The organism is Sphaerotilus microaerophilus (genome assembly GCF_023734135.1).
Lineage (GTDB): Bacteria > Pseudomonadota > Gammaproteobacteria > Burkholderiales > Burkholderiaceae_C > Sphaerotilus > Sphaerotilus microaerophilus.
On sequence record NZ_AP025730.1, the window covers coordinates 4,936,109 to 4,951,401 of the forward strand.

The following is a 15,293-nucleotide window of genomic DNA, read 5'->3' on the forward strand; positions in this document are numbered from 1 at the left end:
TCGGGACCGGTGTCGTGCCCGCATTGGCGCTCGACGGAGCGATGACGAGGACCTTGGGGGGAGAGTTTCCTGAGACCCCGGGTGCCCATTCGCCGCAATCCTGTGCGGCATCAGGTGTAACGCCTGCCGATACTCCTGCCTGGCGTCGCCAGTGACCTCAAGCCTGGCATGGCCGAGTCAGCCTTGCAGGGCAGACATCGTGCCCGACGCTCGCTCCCGTGAGGCATCTTCGCAGGCCGCGAGCGAAGCGCCGCGGGTGGAGCCCACCCGAGGTATGGCACTTCCTCTGATGTGACCTCGAGGTGGGTGGCCCCGGCTATGCCGACTGTATGCCTCGCGCAGCGGCTTTGAGCTGGTCGTCCCTACCGCAGAACGAAGTCCTGGGAGGCGCATCTGATGGAGCCGCTTCAGGCGACTTGCTTGGCAACCGGCCAGTCGCCTGCGCAGGTGACTGGCGAGGAGCCGGTGTGGTGCCGTGCAAGGGCGTCACCAAGCTCTATCGTGGGTGCTTCGCACGTTGTAGTCAGGTTGCGCTGGGTGGCTGTTCCCTGGCTTGCTCGTCGGCGTACTTGCGGGAGTTGTGCGGGCGGGCTTCTTGAACTCGCCTCGGGGACTTCATCGCTACTGGTGAGGGGCAGGCGGAGTTGTCCAAAGCGCAACCTGCGATGTTCCATCTTCGGCAGTTTTGCAGGCCTTGGCCGGAGGGCCCTCTCGGCGCTGGTTGCCAGGTGCCCAAGGTCTTTATCGGGCACCTCCGCTGTGCCAGCTCGGCGTGCTTCTCCAGGCTCCTGCGTGGAGCATCAACACGAAGCTGTGCTGGAGGCAGCGGCAATCCCGTTTGGCAAGTGTTGCGCTGCAGCTCGGCTTGCTTAGGTGAAGCACCGGAGGCGACGTGGCGGCGAAGTCCGCGTCGCTCGGGATGCATACCCGCAGTCACCTTCCTGGTTGCCCGGGTGCCACCGGCACCCAACCCCTCGCCGGTGTCGTGTAGGTTGGTCGCCGTGCACGTTGGAGACGTTCGGACTGCGCCTGCGAGACACACGACTTGATTGGGATGGGAGCTGAGCGGCACAGAAAACGGACGGGTCTACGGCGTAGCGCCGCTTCGCGACACCCACGCGTGGCGGCGACTGGGCCCAGGTGGAACATCGGCCGAGAGGTGTATTTGTCCAGGCCGGCGGCTGCGAAGGTCGAGGTCGCAAGCCGCCGGAGCTGGTCAACGAGGGAAGTCCGGGCTGCGAATCCCTTCGAGGAACCATGGACCCACAGTCAGCTTCAGTGAGCCGCGCGTCTTCAGCAGCTTGGCTGCTACCTTTGGCGACGCGTAGCCAGTGAAGTCGAACTCGTACCCCGAGAAGCTCTCGCCGCTGTGGCCTGTGAGTTCCGTCGGTTCTGCGTCGACAAGCTCCTCGGCCTCGGCAACGGTGAGGTTGAGCTCAGCCGCCAGCGCTTCGGCCAACGTCCGTTCTCGCTCATGCTCCGGTTCGAACTCTCGCCAGGCTTGGCGCACCGCGCGGACTACGTGCGGGCCGTAACCTTCGAAGTAGTCCTCCACCTCGCGTTTGGTCGAGGCGGAGAGGGGGAAGCTATCGTCGCGCAGGATGTCCTCGGCAAGGTCGCCAACCGGGTCATTGCGGTCACGTTGAGTCTCGAGCCAACGATGGAACCGGGACCGAGCCGCATCGCGAGCGGCTCGGGCTGCTCTCGCCTGCGCTTCGAGGACATTCGGCGCACCGTCCGGCCGAAGCTTCCGTCCACGCTCATGCGGTGGCAGCTGGTTCCAACTGGCTAGGTTCGATAGGAATTTCTCGCCGTCCTTTCCATCTGTGTGATAGCTGGCGGGCACCAAGTGGTCCAGCGGCCAGAAGACGTCACACCTGGCGCAATAGCACTTCGAGGGGTCGCTTTCGGACACATCCCCGTGTAGGTAGTACCGGTAGCCACCCATGGGGAGCGGCCGAGCGACCGGCGCGGAAGCGGCAGCAGCAGCAGCAGTCTGAGCACCGCTGTGCTTTGCCAGCAAAGACCAGTTTGTGAAGCCGTTCTGGCCTGCAATGCGGTCCAGCGCTTCGCTGTGGGTGATGCTGAGTTCGCGACTGAGCTTCTTGGCTTCACGACGGAAGCGCTCAAGCTGCGCAGAGGAAAAAGAAGTAGCCATGACTTGACTCCGCGGTCGCGGTGACTTCGATGCGCCCACACACCGAGCCAGCAGCGACCATTGGAAGGTCAAGGCAAGACTCGTCTCAGAAGAAGTTCTCGCTGTCGATACGACTGCGCCTTGTGGGCGGGCAAGCCGGCGGGACGGCTCAAGCTGGAGTGTAGTGCCACGGCGGACATGACGCGGTCCATACGCTGTGTCCGGAGGTCTACGGCCCTCACGCGCCGACGGCCAGCCGACACCGCTTGTGGGGCTGGTCCTCGGCAGCAGCAGTGCTCTGAGCACCAAGGCATGTAGCTGGCGTGACTCGTCGTGGAGCGGCGCGCGTGGGGCGGCGCTCGAGCTCGCAAACCTGATGCTCGAAGAACCGTCTTTACACATGGTGTAAAGACGGTCTTGACGCATGCGGCCTGTCGCTCTAAAATATCTGCATGGAAGTTGAGTTCGACGATGACGACCTAGACCGCTTGGAGACCGATGCCCAGTTCACCGCTGGGCATTCGCAGGAGGTTGTGCGGGCCTATCGAAGACGTATGCAGCAGATTCGTGCTTTCAGAGATGAGCGTGACTTTTTGGCTGTCAGGTCGCTGAACTTTGAAAAACTCAAGGGAAACAGAGCAGGACAACATTCAATTCGACTGAATTTGCAGTGGCGACTCATTCTGGAAGTTCGGGGTGACCACCCATGCAAAGTCATCGGAATTATTGAAATTGTCGACTATCACTAGAATCTGGAGAGACCATGAACGCACGCGTGCCTGCTGAAGTATTCCCGCCAGGAGATTTCCTGCGGGAGGAGCTGGAAGCGCGGGAGTGGAGCCAGCAAGAGCTGGCAGATATTCTTGACCGACCGCCCCGCCTGATTAGCGAAATCATTGCTGGGAAGCGCGCCATCACGCCTGAAACCGCGAAGGGTCTGGGTGACGCCTTCAGTACTTCGCCCGACTATTGGATGAACTTGGAGAGTCAGTATCAGCTCTCGAAGGTGAAGATTCCTAACGACAACGTCGCCCGCAAGGCTCGGCTTTACGACAAATTTCCGGTCAGGGAAATGCTGCGCCGCGGCTGGGTCCGCGCTAGCGAAAATATCGATGTCCTAGAGCAGAGGTTTTGCGCATTCTTTTCGATTCCGGACATCTCTGCGGAGCTTGAGCTCAGCCACAGCGCTAAGAAGACCCACGCGACCCTGAATGCCACACCGTTGCAGTTGGCATGGTTGTTCCGTGTGAAGGCCATGGCCAGTCAACAGGTTGTGCCGGCATATTCCCGCGCCAAGCTCTTGGCGGCGTTGGACAAGCTCAAGACCCTTCTCCTCTCGCCGGAGGAGGTTCGTCACGTTCCTCGCATCCTCGCTGAGGCGGGCGTTCGCCTCGTGTTGGTGGAGCCGATGGCGGGGTCCAAGATGGACGGTGCCTGCTTCTGGCTTGAGGATGACAAGCCTGTCATCGGTATGTCGCTGCGCTTCGACCGCATCGACAACTTCTGGTTTGTCCTGCGGCATGAGATTGAGCACGTGCTGCGCGAGGACGGGAAGGCAAACAGCCAAGCCGTCATTGACACCGACGTCGGTGATGACAAGGCGGAACTGCCGGAGTGCGAACGACTTGCCAACGCTGCGGGGGCAGAGTTCTGTGTGTCTTCGGCCGAGCTTGAGAATTTTGTCGCGCGTGTTCAGCCGTACTTTTCCGAAGAGAAGGTGCTTCGCTTCGCGCAGCGAATCAACGTCCACCCGGGATTGGTGGTCGGGCAGCTCCAGCGCAAGCTGGGTCGGCACGACTTCTTGCGCAAGCACCAAGTGAAGGTGCGAGCACTCGTCCTGCCGTCCGCCGATGCTGACGGTTGGGGCTCGTTCTCTGAGTAATCACAACATTGCGTTGGGAGTTGCTATGACGGCGTATGCGAATCAGGTGAAATCCTACATTGAGCAATACAAGGCGGAAGTTGGCGGCGATGGCCTGCTTGACCCGCATGAGGTTGCAGAGTGGGCGTACAAGCGCGGGTTGCACAAGCCGAGCATTCGGACTGTCGTGGACGCCATCGCCTCGGACATCTCACAGTTCTTCCGCGAAGAATTCCGTACCAATCAGGATGGCCAGCGCTACCGGGCCAAGCATGCCGTGCGGTTCAAGAAGGGCGACAAGACGATGTCGCTCTGGGCCGACATGGATGACGAGAAGGCTCCGCGAGACCATTTCGTCAGGTCCTTCGCTCAGCGACGCCAGCAGATTGTTGGCGACTGCTTTCAGCTCAAGACCGACGTGGACGTCTACAACGGCAAGAACGCGACTGCCCAGCCAATCCAAGTCCCTCTCGACTTCACGCTTGACGTTGAGGAACTGCAGTTGCCTCTCAAGGGCAAGAAGGCTGCGTGAGACTGAGCTTGTCTGCTGCGGCGACGCGGGGACATGCTGAAGCCAGGGCGCTGGCTACTGAACCAAGCCATGGTGCCTGCTGGGAAGCGACTTGCGCTGCATCGCGATGCTCTGGAGTGAACGGGGCGTAGCCAAGCGACCTCAGTTCGAGCGGAGGTACGGTGAGTTCTGTACGAGCGGGGTTCGGGGCTCCCATGGCGCGGCAGAGCGGCGAACCCGCCCGGCTGGCCGAAGCTTCCAGTGAAGTTCTCGCCCACCGTCATGTCCTTGTTGCTCAAGGGGCTCAAGTTTTCGCTCGGGCAGTCGATGTTCATCGGCTGTTACCACCGAACACGAGAATCTGATGAGCAAGACCATTGCCAAAAACAACCATTTCATCCTGTCGCTTCTGCGAGACGCCTACGGCAACGGGCTCACTGGCAACACCGAGCGCAGCCTTCGATACATTCGCGAAGCACTCAAGTTGGCTGAGGCGCAACAAGCGGTCATTGAGACGAAGGGGGACGCGCGAAAGCAGATGGCATTTGACAGGCTCAACCGGCAGACAGTTGAGCAGGAGGGCTGGCCAGCGTTCGACGGTAGCAATGTCCAAGAGAACGTTCAGCGTTGGGCGGAAAGGGGTCTTACCCTGGATGCGCTTCCCGCAATCCCTGCGGACCAAGCTGAAGCCTGACCGCCACAGTAATCCCGCATGCTTTCCGACGCCTGCTTTGACTTCACTGACGCCGTCTTCACCAGCGGAGTCTCCGACGAACTCTACGACCAGCTGCTGAGGGACCTCGAGAGCTATCGGGCAGAGGTGTACCCCTATCCGGCCACGCTGCTGTCGTTCTTGAAAGACCTAGTTTTGGAGGTTCGCGATGGAACGGCCCCCAACGTGAAACTGATGATGGCGCTTGGGGAGACCCTGAGAGCGTACGACTCTAACCGCGACGACCTCATCGAATCGCTGGAGGCTAGACTGGCGGAGATGTGGCCGCATCGCGTCCATACGTCTACGGAAGCCAGTGCCGAAGGCCCACATGTTCCTGGCGCGACGGTACATTGCATTTTCGGGGCCGACCGCGGCAGTGAATGAGCGCGTTGAAACGCGCCAAAGCAGCCAGTCTTGATTGCCGCCGATGGCGATGCTCATCGAAACGGATTCATGTCCTCAACCGTGACCGCTGGCTGGCCAGGCCGTGTGAGCGTGCCAGCCAAGTCAGACCGCCGCTTGGACTTCGCCCGTAGGGTGACGGTGCCGTCGCTACGCAACGTGAAAGTCAACTGGTCGCCTGCTTTCAGGCCGAGTCGGGCACGGATTTCCCGAGGCACAGTGACTTGGCCTCTGCTGTCAGCGTCGCAGGCTTTGCCATGGCGCTACTTCTCCGGACGTATTGCGAATGCGGAGACCGTAATTGCTGCAAACCGTCGAGTCAACTTGTTGGTTGCGAAGCGGGTGACCGCCTTGACAGGACTGCTGTTTGTCGCAACTGCAACCTCAGCGCGGAGGCACCTCTGCCGATGCACCCTGTCGCCCAGTGTCGGTAGACAACGGATTGCATCGTACAAAGCGTAAGAAGAATTCAACTCGTACAAATCGTATGAATCGTATGTACGAGGGGTCAGACCAGTCCCGTGTCAGTGCTCGTGCCTGTGGTGTACGTCCGGGAAATGTGCATGTCGATGGGTCAACATGGCATGGCGATGCGGATGCGCGTGCGGTTCGTGCCCGTCCCAGGCGACGTCATGGGCATGACGATGGTGTTCGTCGTGCGTGTGGCGATGGGCATGTTCCAGAGGCTGATGGGTGTGGTGATGCTCGTGCCGCTCGCGAACGTGCAGCCAGACCCCGACTGCCATCAAGCCCGTGGCCATCCAGAACGTCCAACCTGGCGCTGCGGGCCAGAGGGCCAGTGAGATGAGCACGCCGAAAAGCGGGGCCACCGAAAAGTAGGCTCCGGTGCGGGCCGTTCCCAGTCCTCGCAGCGCCACCACGAACAAGGCCAGGCTGAGGCCATAGCCCGCGAACCCGACAACCAGTGTCGCGAGCAACGGGCTCCCTGCGGGCATCGTTGCGCCCAGCGCCAACGCCAGCCCGGTATTCGTCACGCCGGCGAACAGACCCTTCAGGCATGCAACCAGGAGGGCGTCGTTGGCCGACACCTTGCGGGTCAGGTTGTTGTCGATGGCCCAGCAAAGGCAAGCAGCGACGACGAGCAGCGCGCCTGCCGACAAGCTCATCGTGCCCGGCTGCAGCGACAGCAGCACACCGCCCGCGACGATGGTTGCCATGCCGAGGACGATTTGGGAGTCGGCGTTCTCCTTGAAGACCAGCCAGGCGATGACAGCCGTCAGCACACCCTCGACGTTGAGCAGCAGTGAAGCAGCGGCGGCGTCAGTCGAGGCCAGCCCGGACATCAGGAACACCGGCCCGAGCACGCCGCCCGAGACGATGGCACCGGCGAGCCAGGGGATTTCCTTGGCGGGGATGTTCAGCGCCACCGCACTTTCAGGCTGCCCTCGATGGAGTAGGGCACGGGCCAGCATGAGGATGGCAAGCCCGACACCACTGCCCAGATAGAGCAGTCCTGCGAGGAGTTGTGGCGCGACATCCAGGCCCAGGAGCTTCGCGAGAGGCGTGCTCGCACCAAACAGCAAAGCGGCACCCAGTGCGGGGGAGACAGTTCGAATGGCCATGCCGTCCAGTGGACCACAGGCCAAGCTGTCGTTGACTCCTGCACCCATCGGTCTTGAATCATTCATCACATCATGAGATATTTGCTTCAAGATGAAATGGCTCATTCTCACTGCCACCCTTCCGACGTCCCCGTCGGGCTTGCGCGTTCGCGTCTGGCGCAGCCTCAAGACCATCGGGTGTGCGCCGCTCCGGGAGGGCGTCTACGTCCTGCCAGCCGGCGCATCGACCGCCAAAGAGTTCTGGGCCATCGAGCAGGTCATCCGAGACGGTGGTGCCGAGGCCCACATGCTGGAGGTCACGGCACGCGACGCCGCGCAGGAAGCCACGTTCACCGCCTTGTTCGACCGCTCCGAGCAATACGCCGACTTCGCGCAGTCGCTGAAGGACGCGCGCAAGGGCATGGCCGGACGTACCGAGGCGGAACTGCGCAAGACCGTCCGCACATTGGAGCAGCAGTTGCAATCCATCCTGGCGATGGACTTCTTCGCCGGAAAGGCGGCCGCAAGCGCCAAGGCTGGCCTGGACACCTTGCGCAGCGAGGTCGAGCGGCGCCTGTCGCCGGATGAACCGGCCGCGGGTTCCGGCGCCATTGCCCGCCTGGACATCGCGGCCCATCAGGGCAGGACCTGGGCCACGCGTGCGCGCCCCTGGGTCGACCGGTTGGCGACGGCCTGGCTGGTGCGGCGCTTCGTTGACCGGTCACCGACCTTCCTGTGGCTGGCCGATGCCCGCCAGTGCCCAAAGTCGGCGCTGGGTTATGACTTCGATGGCGCGGCCTTCACGCACATAGGCGACAAGGTGACCTTCGAGGTGGTCGTCGCGGCCTTCGGGCTCGATGAAGACGCTGCGCTGATGCGCCTGGGGCAGCTGGTGCACTACATCGACGTCGGCGGCATCCCCGTCGATGAGGCGGCTGGCGTCGAGATGCTGGTGCGCGGCCTGCAGACCCTGCACACCGATGACGATGCGCTGCTGGCAGCGGCGGCGCCCCTGTTTGACACCCTTTACGCCGCCTTGCGGCAACAGCCATGACCGCTGCACTCGATACCACCCAAGCGCCCGGGCCTGTGAGCTTTGGCCAGGCCTTGCTCTACTGGCTCAAGCTGGGCTTCATCAGCTTCGGCGGACCCGCCGGGCAGATTGCGCTGATGCACGAAGACCTGGTCGAGCGCAAACGCTGGATTTCAGAGCAGCGCTACTTGCATGCTTTGAACTACTGCATGTTGCTGCCCGGCCCAGAGGCGCAGCAGTTGGCCACCTACATCGGCTGGCTGATGCACCGCACCTGGGGCGGCATCGCTGCCGGTGGCCTCTTCGTACTGCCTTCGCTGCTGCTGCTGATTGCCTTGTCGTGGGTCTACATGGCCTTCGGCTCGGTGCCTGCGGTAGCGGGCGTGCTCTACGGCATCAAACCGGCCGTGACCGCCATCGTGGTGTCGGCAGCCGTGCGCATCGGCTCGCGCGCGCTGAAGAACGCCTGGCTGTGGGGCATCGCGGTGGCGGCCTTCGTCGGCATCTTCGCGCTGCAGCTGCCATTTCCGCTCATTGTGCTGCTCGCTGCGCTCATCGGCTACCTGGGTGGGCGCTTCGTGCCAGACAAGTTCGCCGTGGGCGGTGGCCACGGCAAGGCCGGCAAGTCGGCGGGCGCGGCGCTCATCGACGACACCACGCCCACGCCTGAACACGCGCGCTTCACCTGGGCGCGCTTCACCCGCGTGCTGGTGGTGTGCCTGGGCCTGTGGGCTGCGGGCATGGGCGGGCTGACGCTGGCCTGGGGCTGGGATGCCGTGCTCACGCAGATGGCCTGGTTCTTCACCAAGGCCGCGCTGCTGACCTTCGGCGGCGCCTACGCCGTGCTGCCCTACGTCTACCAGGGCGCGGTCGACCACTTCCAGTGGCTGACCGCGCCGCAGATGATGGACGGCTTGGCCCTGGGCGAGACCACGCCCGGCCCGCTCATCATGGTGGTGTCCTTCGTCGGCTTCGTTGGCGGCTGGACCAAGGCCATCTTCGGCAGCGACGCGCTGTTCCTGTCCGGCGCGGTGGCGGCCACGGTGGTGACCTTCTTCACCTTCCTGCCCAGCTTCTTTTTCATCCTGCTGGGCGGGCCCTTCATCGAGTCCACCCATGGCAACCTGAAGTTCACGGCGCCGCTGACCGGCATCACGGCTGCGGTGGTGGGCGTCATCGTGAACCTGGCCGTGTTCTTTGCGTACCACGTGCTCTGGCCGACGGGCTGGTCGGGGCCTTTCGATGCCCTGTCCGCAGGCATCGGCATCGTGGCTGCCATTGCGCTGATTCGATTCAAGGTCGGTGTCATCCCGGTCGTGCTGGTGTCGGGCCTGGCCGGTTTGGCACTGCGCGCCCTGACGTGAGCCCCCGTTTGAGCCCAAAGGAGCGACATCATGAAGTGGGTCACCCGCGAGCGTCCGAAGATTGACCGCATCGCTTGCCCCTGGCTCATTGCCAGGTTCATCGACAAGGAACCCGAGTTCCTCTACGTGCCCGCCGCGCGGGTGCTCGAGACGGCCGAGCGGACCGGCGCCGTCCCCTATGACATTCCCGGCGTCGAGATGTCTCACGTCGGCGAGCTGTGCAGCTTCGACGCCTTCCTCGCCAAGTACCAGCTCGACGACCCGGCGCTGCAGCAACTGGCCGTCATCGTGCGCGGCGCCGACACCTCGCGCCTGGACCTCTCGCCGCAGTCGGCAGGGCTCTATGCCTTGTCGCTGGGCCTGTCGCAGACCTTCCCGGACGACCACGAGATGCTCAGGCACGGCATGGTGATGTACGACGCCCTCTATGCGTGGTGCAAGAGCTGCCAGGACGAGCAGCACAACTGGCCTCCCATGTCCGCGTGAAGCGCACGGGACGGGCTTGGGGTGTCGAAGGCGCAGATGCCTGGCTGCCGTGACCGATGTGCGGTCACGGCAGGCCCCAGGGGAGGCTGCACAAGCAGACTGCTTATCGAGGCCGCCCAGCGTCTATCCAGCGCTGCGTCATGCCCCGGGCCAGGTTGTAGCGGGCGCAGTTGTACTGTTCCAGGTGGTCCAGTTCGGTGTTGGCGATGGCGCGCAACGTCGCCCTATCCGCGGCGTCGACGGGTACCTCCGAGAAGGCGTTCTCCAGCGTCTTGCCATAGAAGACGACGAACTGCATGAGCTCGTTCAGGGCCTGCCGATAGCGAACGCGAATCGGGTCGGGGGCGGCCAGTGAGGCTCGAAGCACGCTGTATTTCTGAATCGAGCGACGGTAGATGAACTCGAACAGCTCCACGGCCGCAGCAACGTTGCGCTGCTCGTAGACGCCGAGCATGGCCGTCGCATAGTCCGAGCGCTCGACGTCCAGGAACGACAGCGGCGCGCAGTTGTAGAGCATGAGCGGCATGTTCGCGCTCAGGCGGCTCGTGCGCTTGTTGCCGTCCGAAAACGGCTGCAGATAAGCCACCTGGACCCAGAGGAAGAAGGCGGCCTCCACGGGGTTACGGATGTGCCGGACCTTGTCGACGATGGACGTCAGCGTGTCTTCCAGGAGCGTGGGGATGTTGCTCGGGGAATAGACGGAGCCGTCGATGTTCACCACGCGTCGGCGGATGCTGCCGATGTCTCGTGCGTCCCTCAGCAAGTCCCGCATCAGCTTGGCTTGGAGGTCAACGATGACTGGCACGGTGATGCCCTCGGTCGGAACAGCGTCCACCATGAACTCGATGGCGCTCTTGTGGTTGAGCAGCATCAGGGTGTCCTCGTCGATGGGGCCAGTTTGCTCCCCCAGCTCGAAGAGCGCCTGGGTGTCGAGCAGGCTCTTGTTGTTGCCTTCCAGGCGTGATGACGACCAGGACAGGTCAATCAGCAACTGCTCCAGAACCTCGCGGGCGTAGGTGCCTGCGGGCTGCTGGTCGCGGCTGCGGCCTGCGTTAAACAAGTCCGTGGCCAGTTGCGGGGGCAGCAAGCTGGACTGGTTCGGGATGTAGTTGCCCACAAAACTGCTGTCGTAGCCCACGGGGGTACGCGTTCCCAGAGGCTCGCGAAGCGATTCGACCAAAGGTAGCGCTGTGGGCGACCACCGCAGCAGGCCGGGTCCTGTGGTGATGGGCTCGGCCGAAACCACGGCCCCCAGTGCGGCCTTGGCCGCATCCGTGGCGACGTAGCGCGTGGACCGGCCGTCCCCCAGTTTCTCCAGAAGGCCTGACGCCAACAGGTCTCGCAAGGTCCGGTTGAGGGTCGGCCGCGAAGACGGAAGGGCTTGCTCCAGCGCTCCGGGCTGCACAGGCGCCCCGGCGGCAAGTACCAGGCGCAACAAGGCCTCATGACGGGGCGGCAGGCTGGTGGAAGGCATGCGGCTGGGAATCTTGTCAGTTGATGAGATGAGCCTCTAAATCTCGTCAATTTGACAAGAATATGGCCTAATCTTATCAATCGGTGCGAGGAATGACAAGATTGTGATGAGATTCGGCGCCGGGCGACAAGCATCCGGCGCGGCTCATCCAGAATGCACTGAACGCAGGTGGTTCGAGGCTCGCCCCTCGGCAGGCACCACCTCCTTGGACGCCTGGGTCAGTTCGGACAGGATGCCGCAGGCCTGTGCAGGACGAGCCTCACAGCAGCGCTGGCGCAGTTCCTTCAACTGTTTCTCCAGCGTGCGCAACTCGCGGATGCGCCGCGACACGTGGCCAATGTGCGCGTCCAGCAGGTCATTGACATCGCCGCAGCGCTCGGCCGGCGCGTCCTTGAACTTCAGCAGCGCCCGCACTTCGTCGAGCGACATGTCCAGGCTTCGGCAGTACCGGACGAACTGTAGGCGTTCCAGGTGCGGCGTTTCGTAAATGCGGAAGTTGCCCTCGGTCCGCGCAGGACTGGGCAGCAGGCCCTCGCGCTCGTAGTAGCGGATGGTCTCGATAGCGGTGGCCGAGGACGCCGACAGTTCGCCGATTTTCATGAGGTTCTCCCAGGCGCGTGCGGTGGCAGTGTAGGGGGCTTGACTCTGTAGTGGCTACAGGGATTCAAATCTCATCATGCCTGAAAGCACCACTCAAAAATCGCTGCCGACTATCGCCCTTGTGCCGTCACGCCACTCGCCCGACCCTGTGCAGGAGGCGCCCACGGCGTGCGGCACCGGCTGCTGCGACCACACCGCGACGGTAGCCATTCTCTTAGTTGCCCTCAAGAAAAAGCAGTACGAGCACTCGCACGTGCACTCGCACGGTTCGGCCAGTGGCCAGGCTCACGTCCAGCTCCAACCTCCGGATTCATCGGACTGCTGTGCGGCGGGCGCTTGTTCGGCCGAAGTTCAACCGGCGCGGGTCTCCGCCGCCGACGCCACGGGCCTGCTGCTGCGGATTCCGGCCATGGACTGCCCTGTCGAGGAAGGGCAGATACGCCGTGCGCTGGAGCCGTTTCCCCAGATACGGCGTCTGGCCTTCGACCTGCCGGGGCGCACGCTGGCGGTGGACGCGCCGGCCGATGTCTGGAGCGTGGTGACGGACGCCATCCGGGGCGCGGGCTTCCAAGCCGAGCCGGTGTCAGCCCCGCCCTCGAACGAGGCAACCGCCCAGGCCCAGCGCAAGGAACTCGTCCAGCTCGGCGTCGCGCTGTTGGTGGCCATCGGCGCCGAGCTGGTGCATTTCTTCGCGCCCGACACCCTGGTCTGGAAGGGCGCCGGCTTTGCCGTTGCGGCCCTTGCCATCGGCCTGTCCGGCCTGTCGGTGTTCCGCAAGGGGCTCAGTGCGCTGCTGCGTGGCCAGCTCAACATCAATGCGCTGATGAGCGTGGCGGTGGTGGGGGCGGCCGCCATCGGCCAATGGCCGGAAGCCGCGATGGTGATGGTGCTGTACTCGCTGGCGGAGCTCATCGAGGCCCGTGCCGTCGACCGTGCGCGCCATGCCATCAAGGGGTTGCTGGACCTGTCGCCGCAGGAGGCGCAGGTGCGTCAGGCGGATGGCACCTGGTTGCCCGTGGCGGCCAAGGCCGTCGGCCTTGGCGCCATCGTCCGGGTGCGGCCGGGTGAGCGCTTCGCCTTGGATGGCAAGGTCACGACCGGTCAGAGCGCCGTAGACCAATCGCCAGTCACCGGAGAGAGCGTGCCCGTCGACAAGGGCCCGGGCGACGAGGTCTTCGCCGGCACGGTGAACCAGAACGGCTCGCTGGAGTTCCAGGTCACCTCGCCGGCCAGTGACACGGTGCTGGCCCGCATCATCCACGCCGTGGAGGAGGCCCAGGGCAAGCGGGCACCGACGCAGCGCATCGTTGACCGGTTCGCGGCGGTCTACACGCCGGCGGTCTTCGCCGTGGCCCTGGCGGTGGCCGTGGGTGGACCGCTGCTGTTCGGGCTGGCCTGGACGGCTGCGGTCTACAAGGCATTGGTGATGCTGGTCATTGCCTGCCCGTGTGCCTTGGTTATCTCCACGCCGGTGACGGTGGTCAGCGGGCTGGCGGCCGCGGCACGTCGCGGCATCCTCATCAAGGGCGGCGTCTACCTGGAGGAAGCGCGCAAGCTCAAGGTCGTCGCCCTGGACAAGACCGGGACCGTGACCGAAGGCCGGCCCAAGCTGGTCCACCAGCAGATGCTGGCCAGCACGCTGCCTGAGGCTGCCGTGTTGGCCATCGCCGCCAGCCTGGCTGCGCGGTCCGACCACCCGGTCTCCAAGGCCATTGCCACCGGGCTGGGCCAGCCTCTGCACGAGGTCCAGCACTTCGGCGCCGAGGTTGGTCGTGGCGTCCACGGCGTCATCGACAGTCAGGACTACGTGCTGGGCAACCATCGCTGGGTCGAAGACCGCCGGCAATGCTCGCCCGAGCTGGAGGCACTGATGCAGGCGCAGGAGCGCCAGGGCCGCACGGTCACCCTGCTGGCGAATGCGACGGGCGTGCTGGCCTTGTTCGCGGTGGCCGACACCACCAAGACCACGTCAAGGCAGGCGGTGGCTGAGCTGCGCTCGCTCGGCGTGGAAACGGTGATGCTGACCGGTGACAACGCGGCCACCGCCCGAGCCATCGCGGCCGAGGCAGGTATCGACGATGTTCAGGCCGGCCTGCTGCCAGATGACAAACTTCAGTCCATCCAGGCCCTGGGCGAGCGGGGCGACGTCGCCATGGTCGGCGACGGCATCAACGACGCCCCGGCGCTGGCGGCGGCCCGCATCGGCTTTGCGATGGGCGGTGCCGGCACGCACACCGCGGTCGAGGCCGCTGACGTGGTCATCATGAACGACGACCTGCGCCGCGTGCCCGAGGCCATCCGCCTGTCCCGGCGCACCCATGCCGTGCTGTGGCAGAACATCGGCATCGCCCTGGGCATCAAGCTGATGTTCCTGCTGCTCGCCGTCTTCGACAGCGCCACGATGTGGATGGCCGTCTTTGCCGACATGGGCGCGAGCCTGCTGGTGGTGTTCAACGGCCTGCGCCTGATGAAGGGCGTTCAACGCGAATAGAACCCGCGCACCCGCAAGTCACCTCGGGGCGGAGGTTCTCCTGGCGCTGCGCCAACTCGGCCACGATGCTGCAGTCCGGCGCGCAACCGTCGCTGCAGGTGGCGTCACACCCGCTGACGGCCGACTGCAGCGCGGCCTCCAGCGCCTGCAGCTCCGCGAGCCTCGCTCGCGCGGCCGTAAGTTGCTCCGCCGCCAGGTCACGGACCTCCTTGCAGGGCAGGCCTGGCGCATCGGCCAGGGCGACGAGCTGGCGCACCTGGTCGATGCTGAAGCCGAAGTCGCGGCAGCGGCGGACGAACGCGACGCGCTGGATGGCGCTGGGCTCGTAGAGGCGCTGGGCCTTGTCCGACCGCCGGGCCAGTGGGAGCAGACCGATGCTCTCGTAGTAGCGGATGGTGGGGACCGTGGCTCCCGACGCTTGCGCCAGCGCGCCGATGGTCATCGTTCGGACTTGGGTCATGGCGGTGCGTAGGTTGCGAGGGCGCTCGGGTCAGTCTGGGCGACCAGTTTGACACCCTTGGCAGCCGCCCTTGGGCGCGCAAGCCGAGCCAGCGGGATAAGCGCAGGCTGCAGGTTGTGACGCCAGGGCCGACGTGCGGCGTCGCCAAGTCGCATACAGCAGCGCCAAGACGGCGGCCACGGCGACCAGCGCGGCCA

Annotated in this window: 14 protein-coding genes and 1 pseudogene; 9 read left to right on the forward strand and 6 right to left on the reverse strand. The window is 64.3% G+C overall.

Going from position 1 to position 15,293, the window contains the following annotated elements:
* Positions 1-1,216: 1,216 nt before the first annotated feature.
* Positions 1,217-2,158 (reverse strand): YozE family protein, encoded by a 942-nt coding sequence (locus tag NGK70_RS21080; RefSeq protein WP_251970432.1) that lies wholly within the window; start codon positions 2,156-2,158, stop codon positions 1,217-1,219.
* 431 nt (positions 2,159-2,589) lie between these two features.
* On the opposite strand from NGK70_RS21080, the gene NGK70_RS21085 reads away from it, so the two are divergent.
* The 5 genes from NGK70_RS21085 (at position 2,590) to NGK70_RS21105 (ending at position 5,608) form a co-directional block, all read left to right on the forward strand.
* The gene (locus tag NGK70_RS21085) at positions 2,590-2,886 is read left to right on the forward strand and encodes a type II toxin-antitoxin system RelE/ParE family toxin (protein WP_251970433.1); all 297 of its coding nucleotides are present in this window, start codon (positions 2,590-2,592) and stop codon (positions 2,884-2,886) included.
* Positions 2,887-2,900: 14 nt separating this feature from the next.
* On the forward strand, positions 2,901-4,019 hold the full coding sequence (locus NGK70_RS21090) for a HigA family addiction module antitoxin (protein WP_251970434.1): 1,119 nt from the start codon (positions 2,901-2,903) through the stop codon (positions 4,017-4,019).
* A 46-nt stretch (positions 4,020-4,065) separates the two neighbouring features.
* The gene (locus tag NGK70_RS21095) at positions 4,066-4,530 is read left to right on the forward strand and encodes a hypothetical protein (RefSeq protein ID WP_251970435.1); all 465 of its coding nucleotides are present in this window, start codon (positions 4,066-4,068) and stop codon (positions 4,528-4,530) included.
* 343 nt (positions 4,531-4,873) lie between these two features.
* Positions 4,874-5,203 carry a hypothetical protein gene (locus tag NGK70_RS21100; RefSeq protein WP_251970436.1) on the forward strand — a complete coding sequence of 110 codons (330 nt, stop codon included), beginning with the start codon at positions 4,874-4,876 and terminating at the stop codon, positions 5,201-5,203.
* A gap of 18 nt (positions 5,204-5,221) precedes the next feature.
* Positions 5,222-5,608 (forward strand): hypothetical protein, encoded by a 387-nt coding sequence (locus NGK70_RS21105; RefSeq protein WP_251970437.1) that lies wholly within the window; start codon positions 5,222-5,224, stop codon positions 5,606-5,608.
* Positions 5,609-5,661: 53 nt separating this feature from the next.
* Here NGK70_RS21105 and NGK70_RS26700 read toward each other — a convergent pair.
* Positions 5,662-5,853 (reverse strand): annotated as a pseudogene (locus NGK70_RS26700) (AbrB/MazE/SpoVT family DNA-binding domain-containing protein); the annotation flags it as partial.
* Between the two features lie 297 nt (positions 5,854-6,150).
* A complete protein-coding gene (locus NGK70_RS21110) occupies positions 6,151-7,209 on the reverse strand; it encodes a DMT family transporter (protein WP_251973854.1) in 1,059 nt (352 codons plus the stop codon).
* A 91-nt stretch (positions 7,210-7,300) separates the two neighbouring features.
* Between NGK70_RS21110 and NGK70_RS21115 the strand changes: the two genes are divergently transcribed.
* Genes NGK70_RS21115 through NGK70_RS21125 form a run of 3 tightly spaced genes read left to right on the forward strand, consistent with a single transcriptional unit; the run spans position 7,301 to position 10,071 of the window.
* Complete coding sequence (locus NGK70_RS21115; RefSeq protein ID WP_251970438.1) at positions 7,301-8,242, forward strand: chromate resistance protein ChrB domain-containing protein; 942 nt, start codon at positions 7,301-7,303, stop codon at positions 8,240-8,242.
* Entirely contained in the window at positions 8,239-9,585 is a 1,347-nt protein-coding gene (gene chrA, locus NGK70_RS21120) for a chromate efflux transporter (RefSeq protein WP_251970439.1), read from the forward strand. The genes NGK70_RS21115 and chrA overlap by 4 nt, the downstream gene beginning before the upstream one ends.
* 30 nt (positions 9,586-9,615) lie before the next feature.
* The gene (locus NGK70_RS21125) at positions 9,616-10,071 is read left to right on the forward strand and encodes a chromate resistance protein ChrB domain-containing protein (protein ID WP_251970440.1); all 456 of its coding nucleotides are present in this window, start codon (positions 9,616-9,618) and stop codon (positions 10,069-10,071) included.
* Positions 10,072-10,174: 103 nt separating this feature from the next.
* Here the strand turns inward: NGK70_RS21125 and NGK70_RS21130 are convergent, their stop codons facing one another.
* Positions 10,175-11,545: a Fic family protein gene (locus tag NGK70_RS21130; RefSeq protein ID WP_251970441.1), complete on the reverse strand. Its 1,371-nt coding sequence runs from the start codon at positions 11,543-11,545 to the stop codon at positions 10,175-10,177.
* Between the two features lie 144 nt (positions 11,546-11,689).
* Positions 11,690-12,145: a Cd(II)/Pb(II)-responsive transcriptional regulator gene (gene cadR, locus NGK70_RS21135; RefSeq protein ID WP_251970442.1), complete on the reverse strand. Its 456-nt coding sequence runs from the start codon at positions 12,143-12,145 to the stop codon at positions 11,690-11,692.
* 409 nt (positions 12,146-12,554) lie between these two features.
* On the opposite strand from cadR, the gene NGK70_RS21140 reads away from it, so the two are divergent.
* Positions 12,555-14,636 (forward strand): heavy metal translocating P-type ATPase, encoded by a 2,082-nt coding sequence (locus NGK70_RS21140; RefSeq protein ID WP_251970443.1) that lies wholly within the window; start codon positions 12,555-12,557, stop codon positions 14,634-14,636.
* Here the strand turns inward: NGK70_RS21140 and NGK70_RS21145 are convergent.
* Positions 14,596-15,096 carry a MerR family transcriptional regulator gene (locus tag NGK70_RS21145; protein WP_251970444.1) on the reverse strand — a complete coding sequence of 167 codons (501 nt, stop codon included), beginning with the start codon at positions 15,094-15,096 and terminating at the stop codon, positions 14,596-14,598. The two genes, NGK70_RS21140 and NGK70_RS21145, sit on opposite strands and share 41 nt — an antisense overlap.
* Positions 15,097-15,293 lie beyond the last annotated feature (197 nt).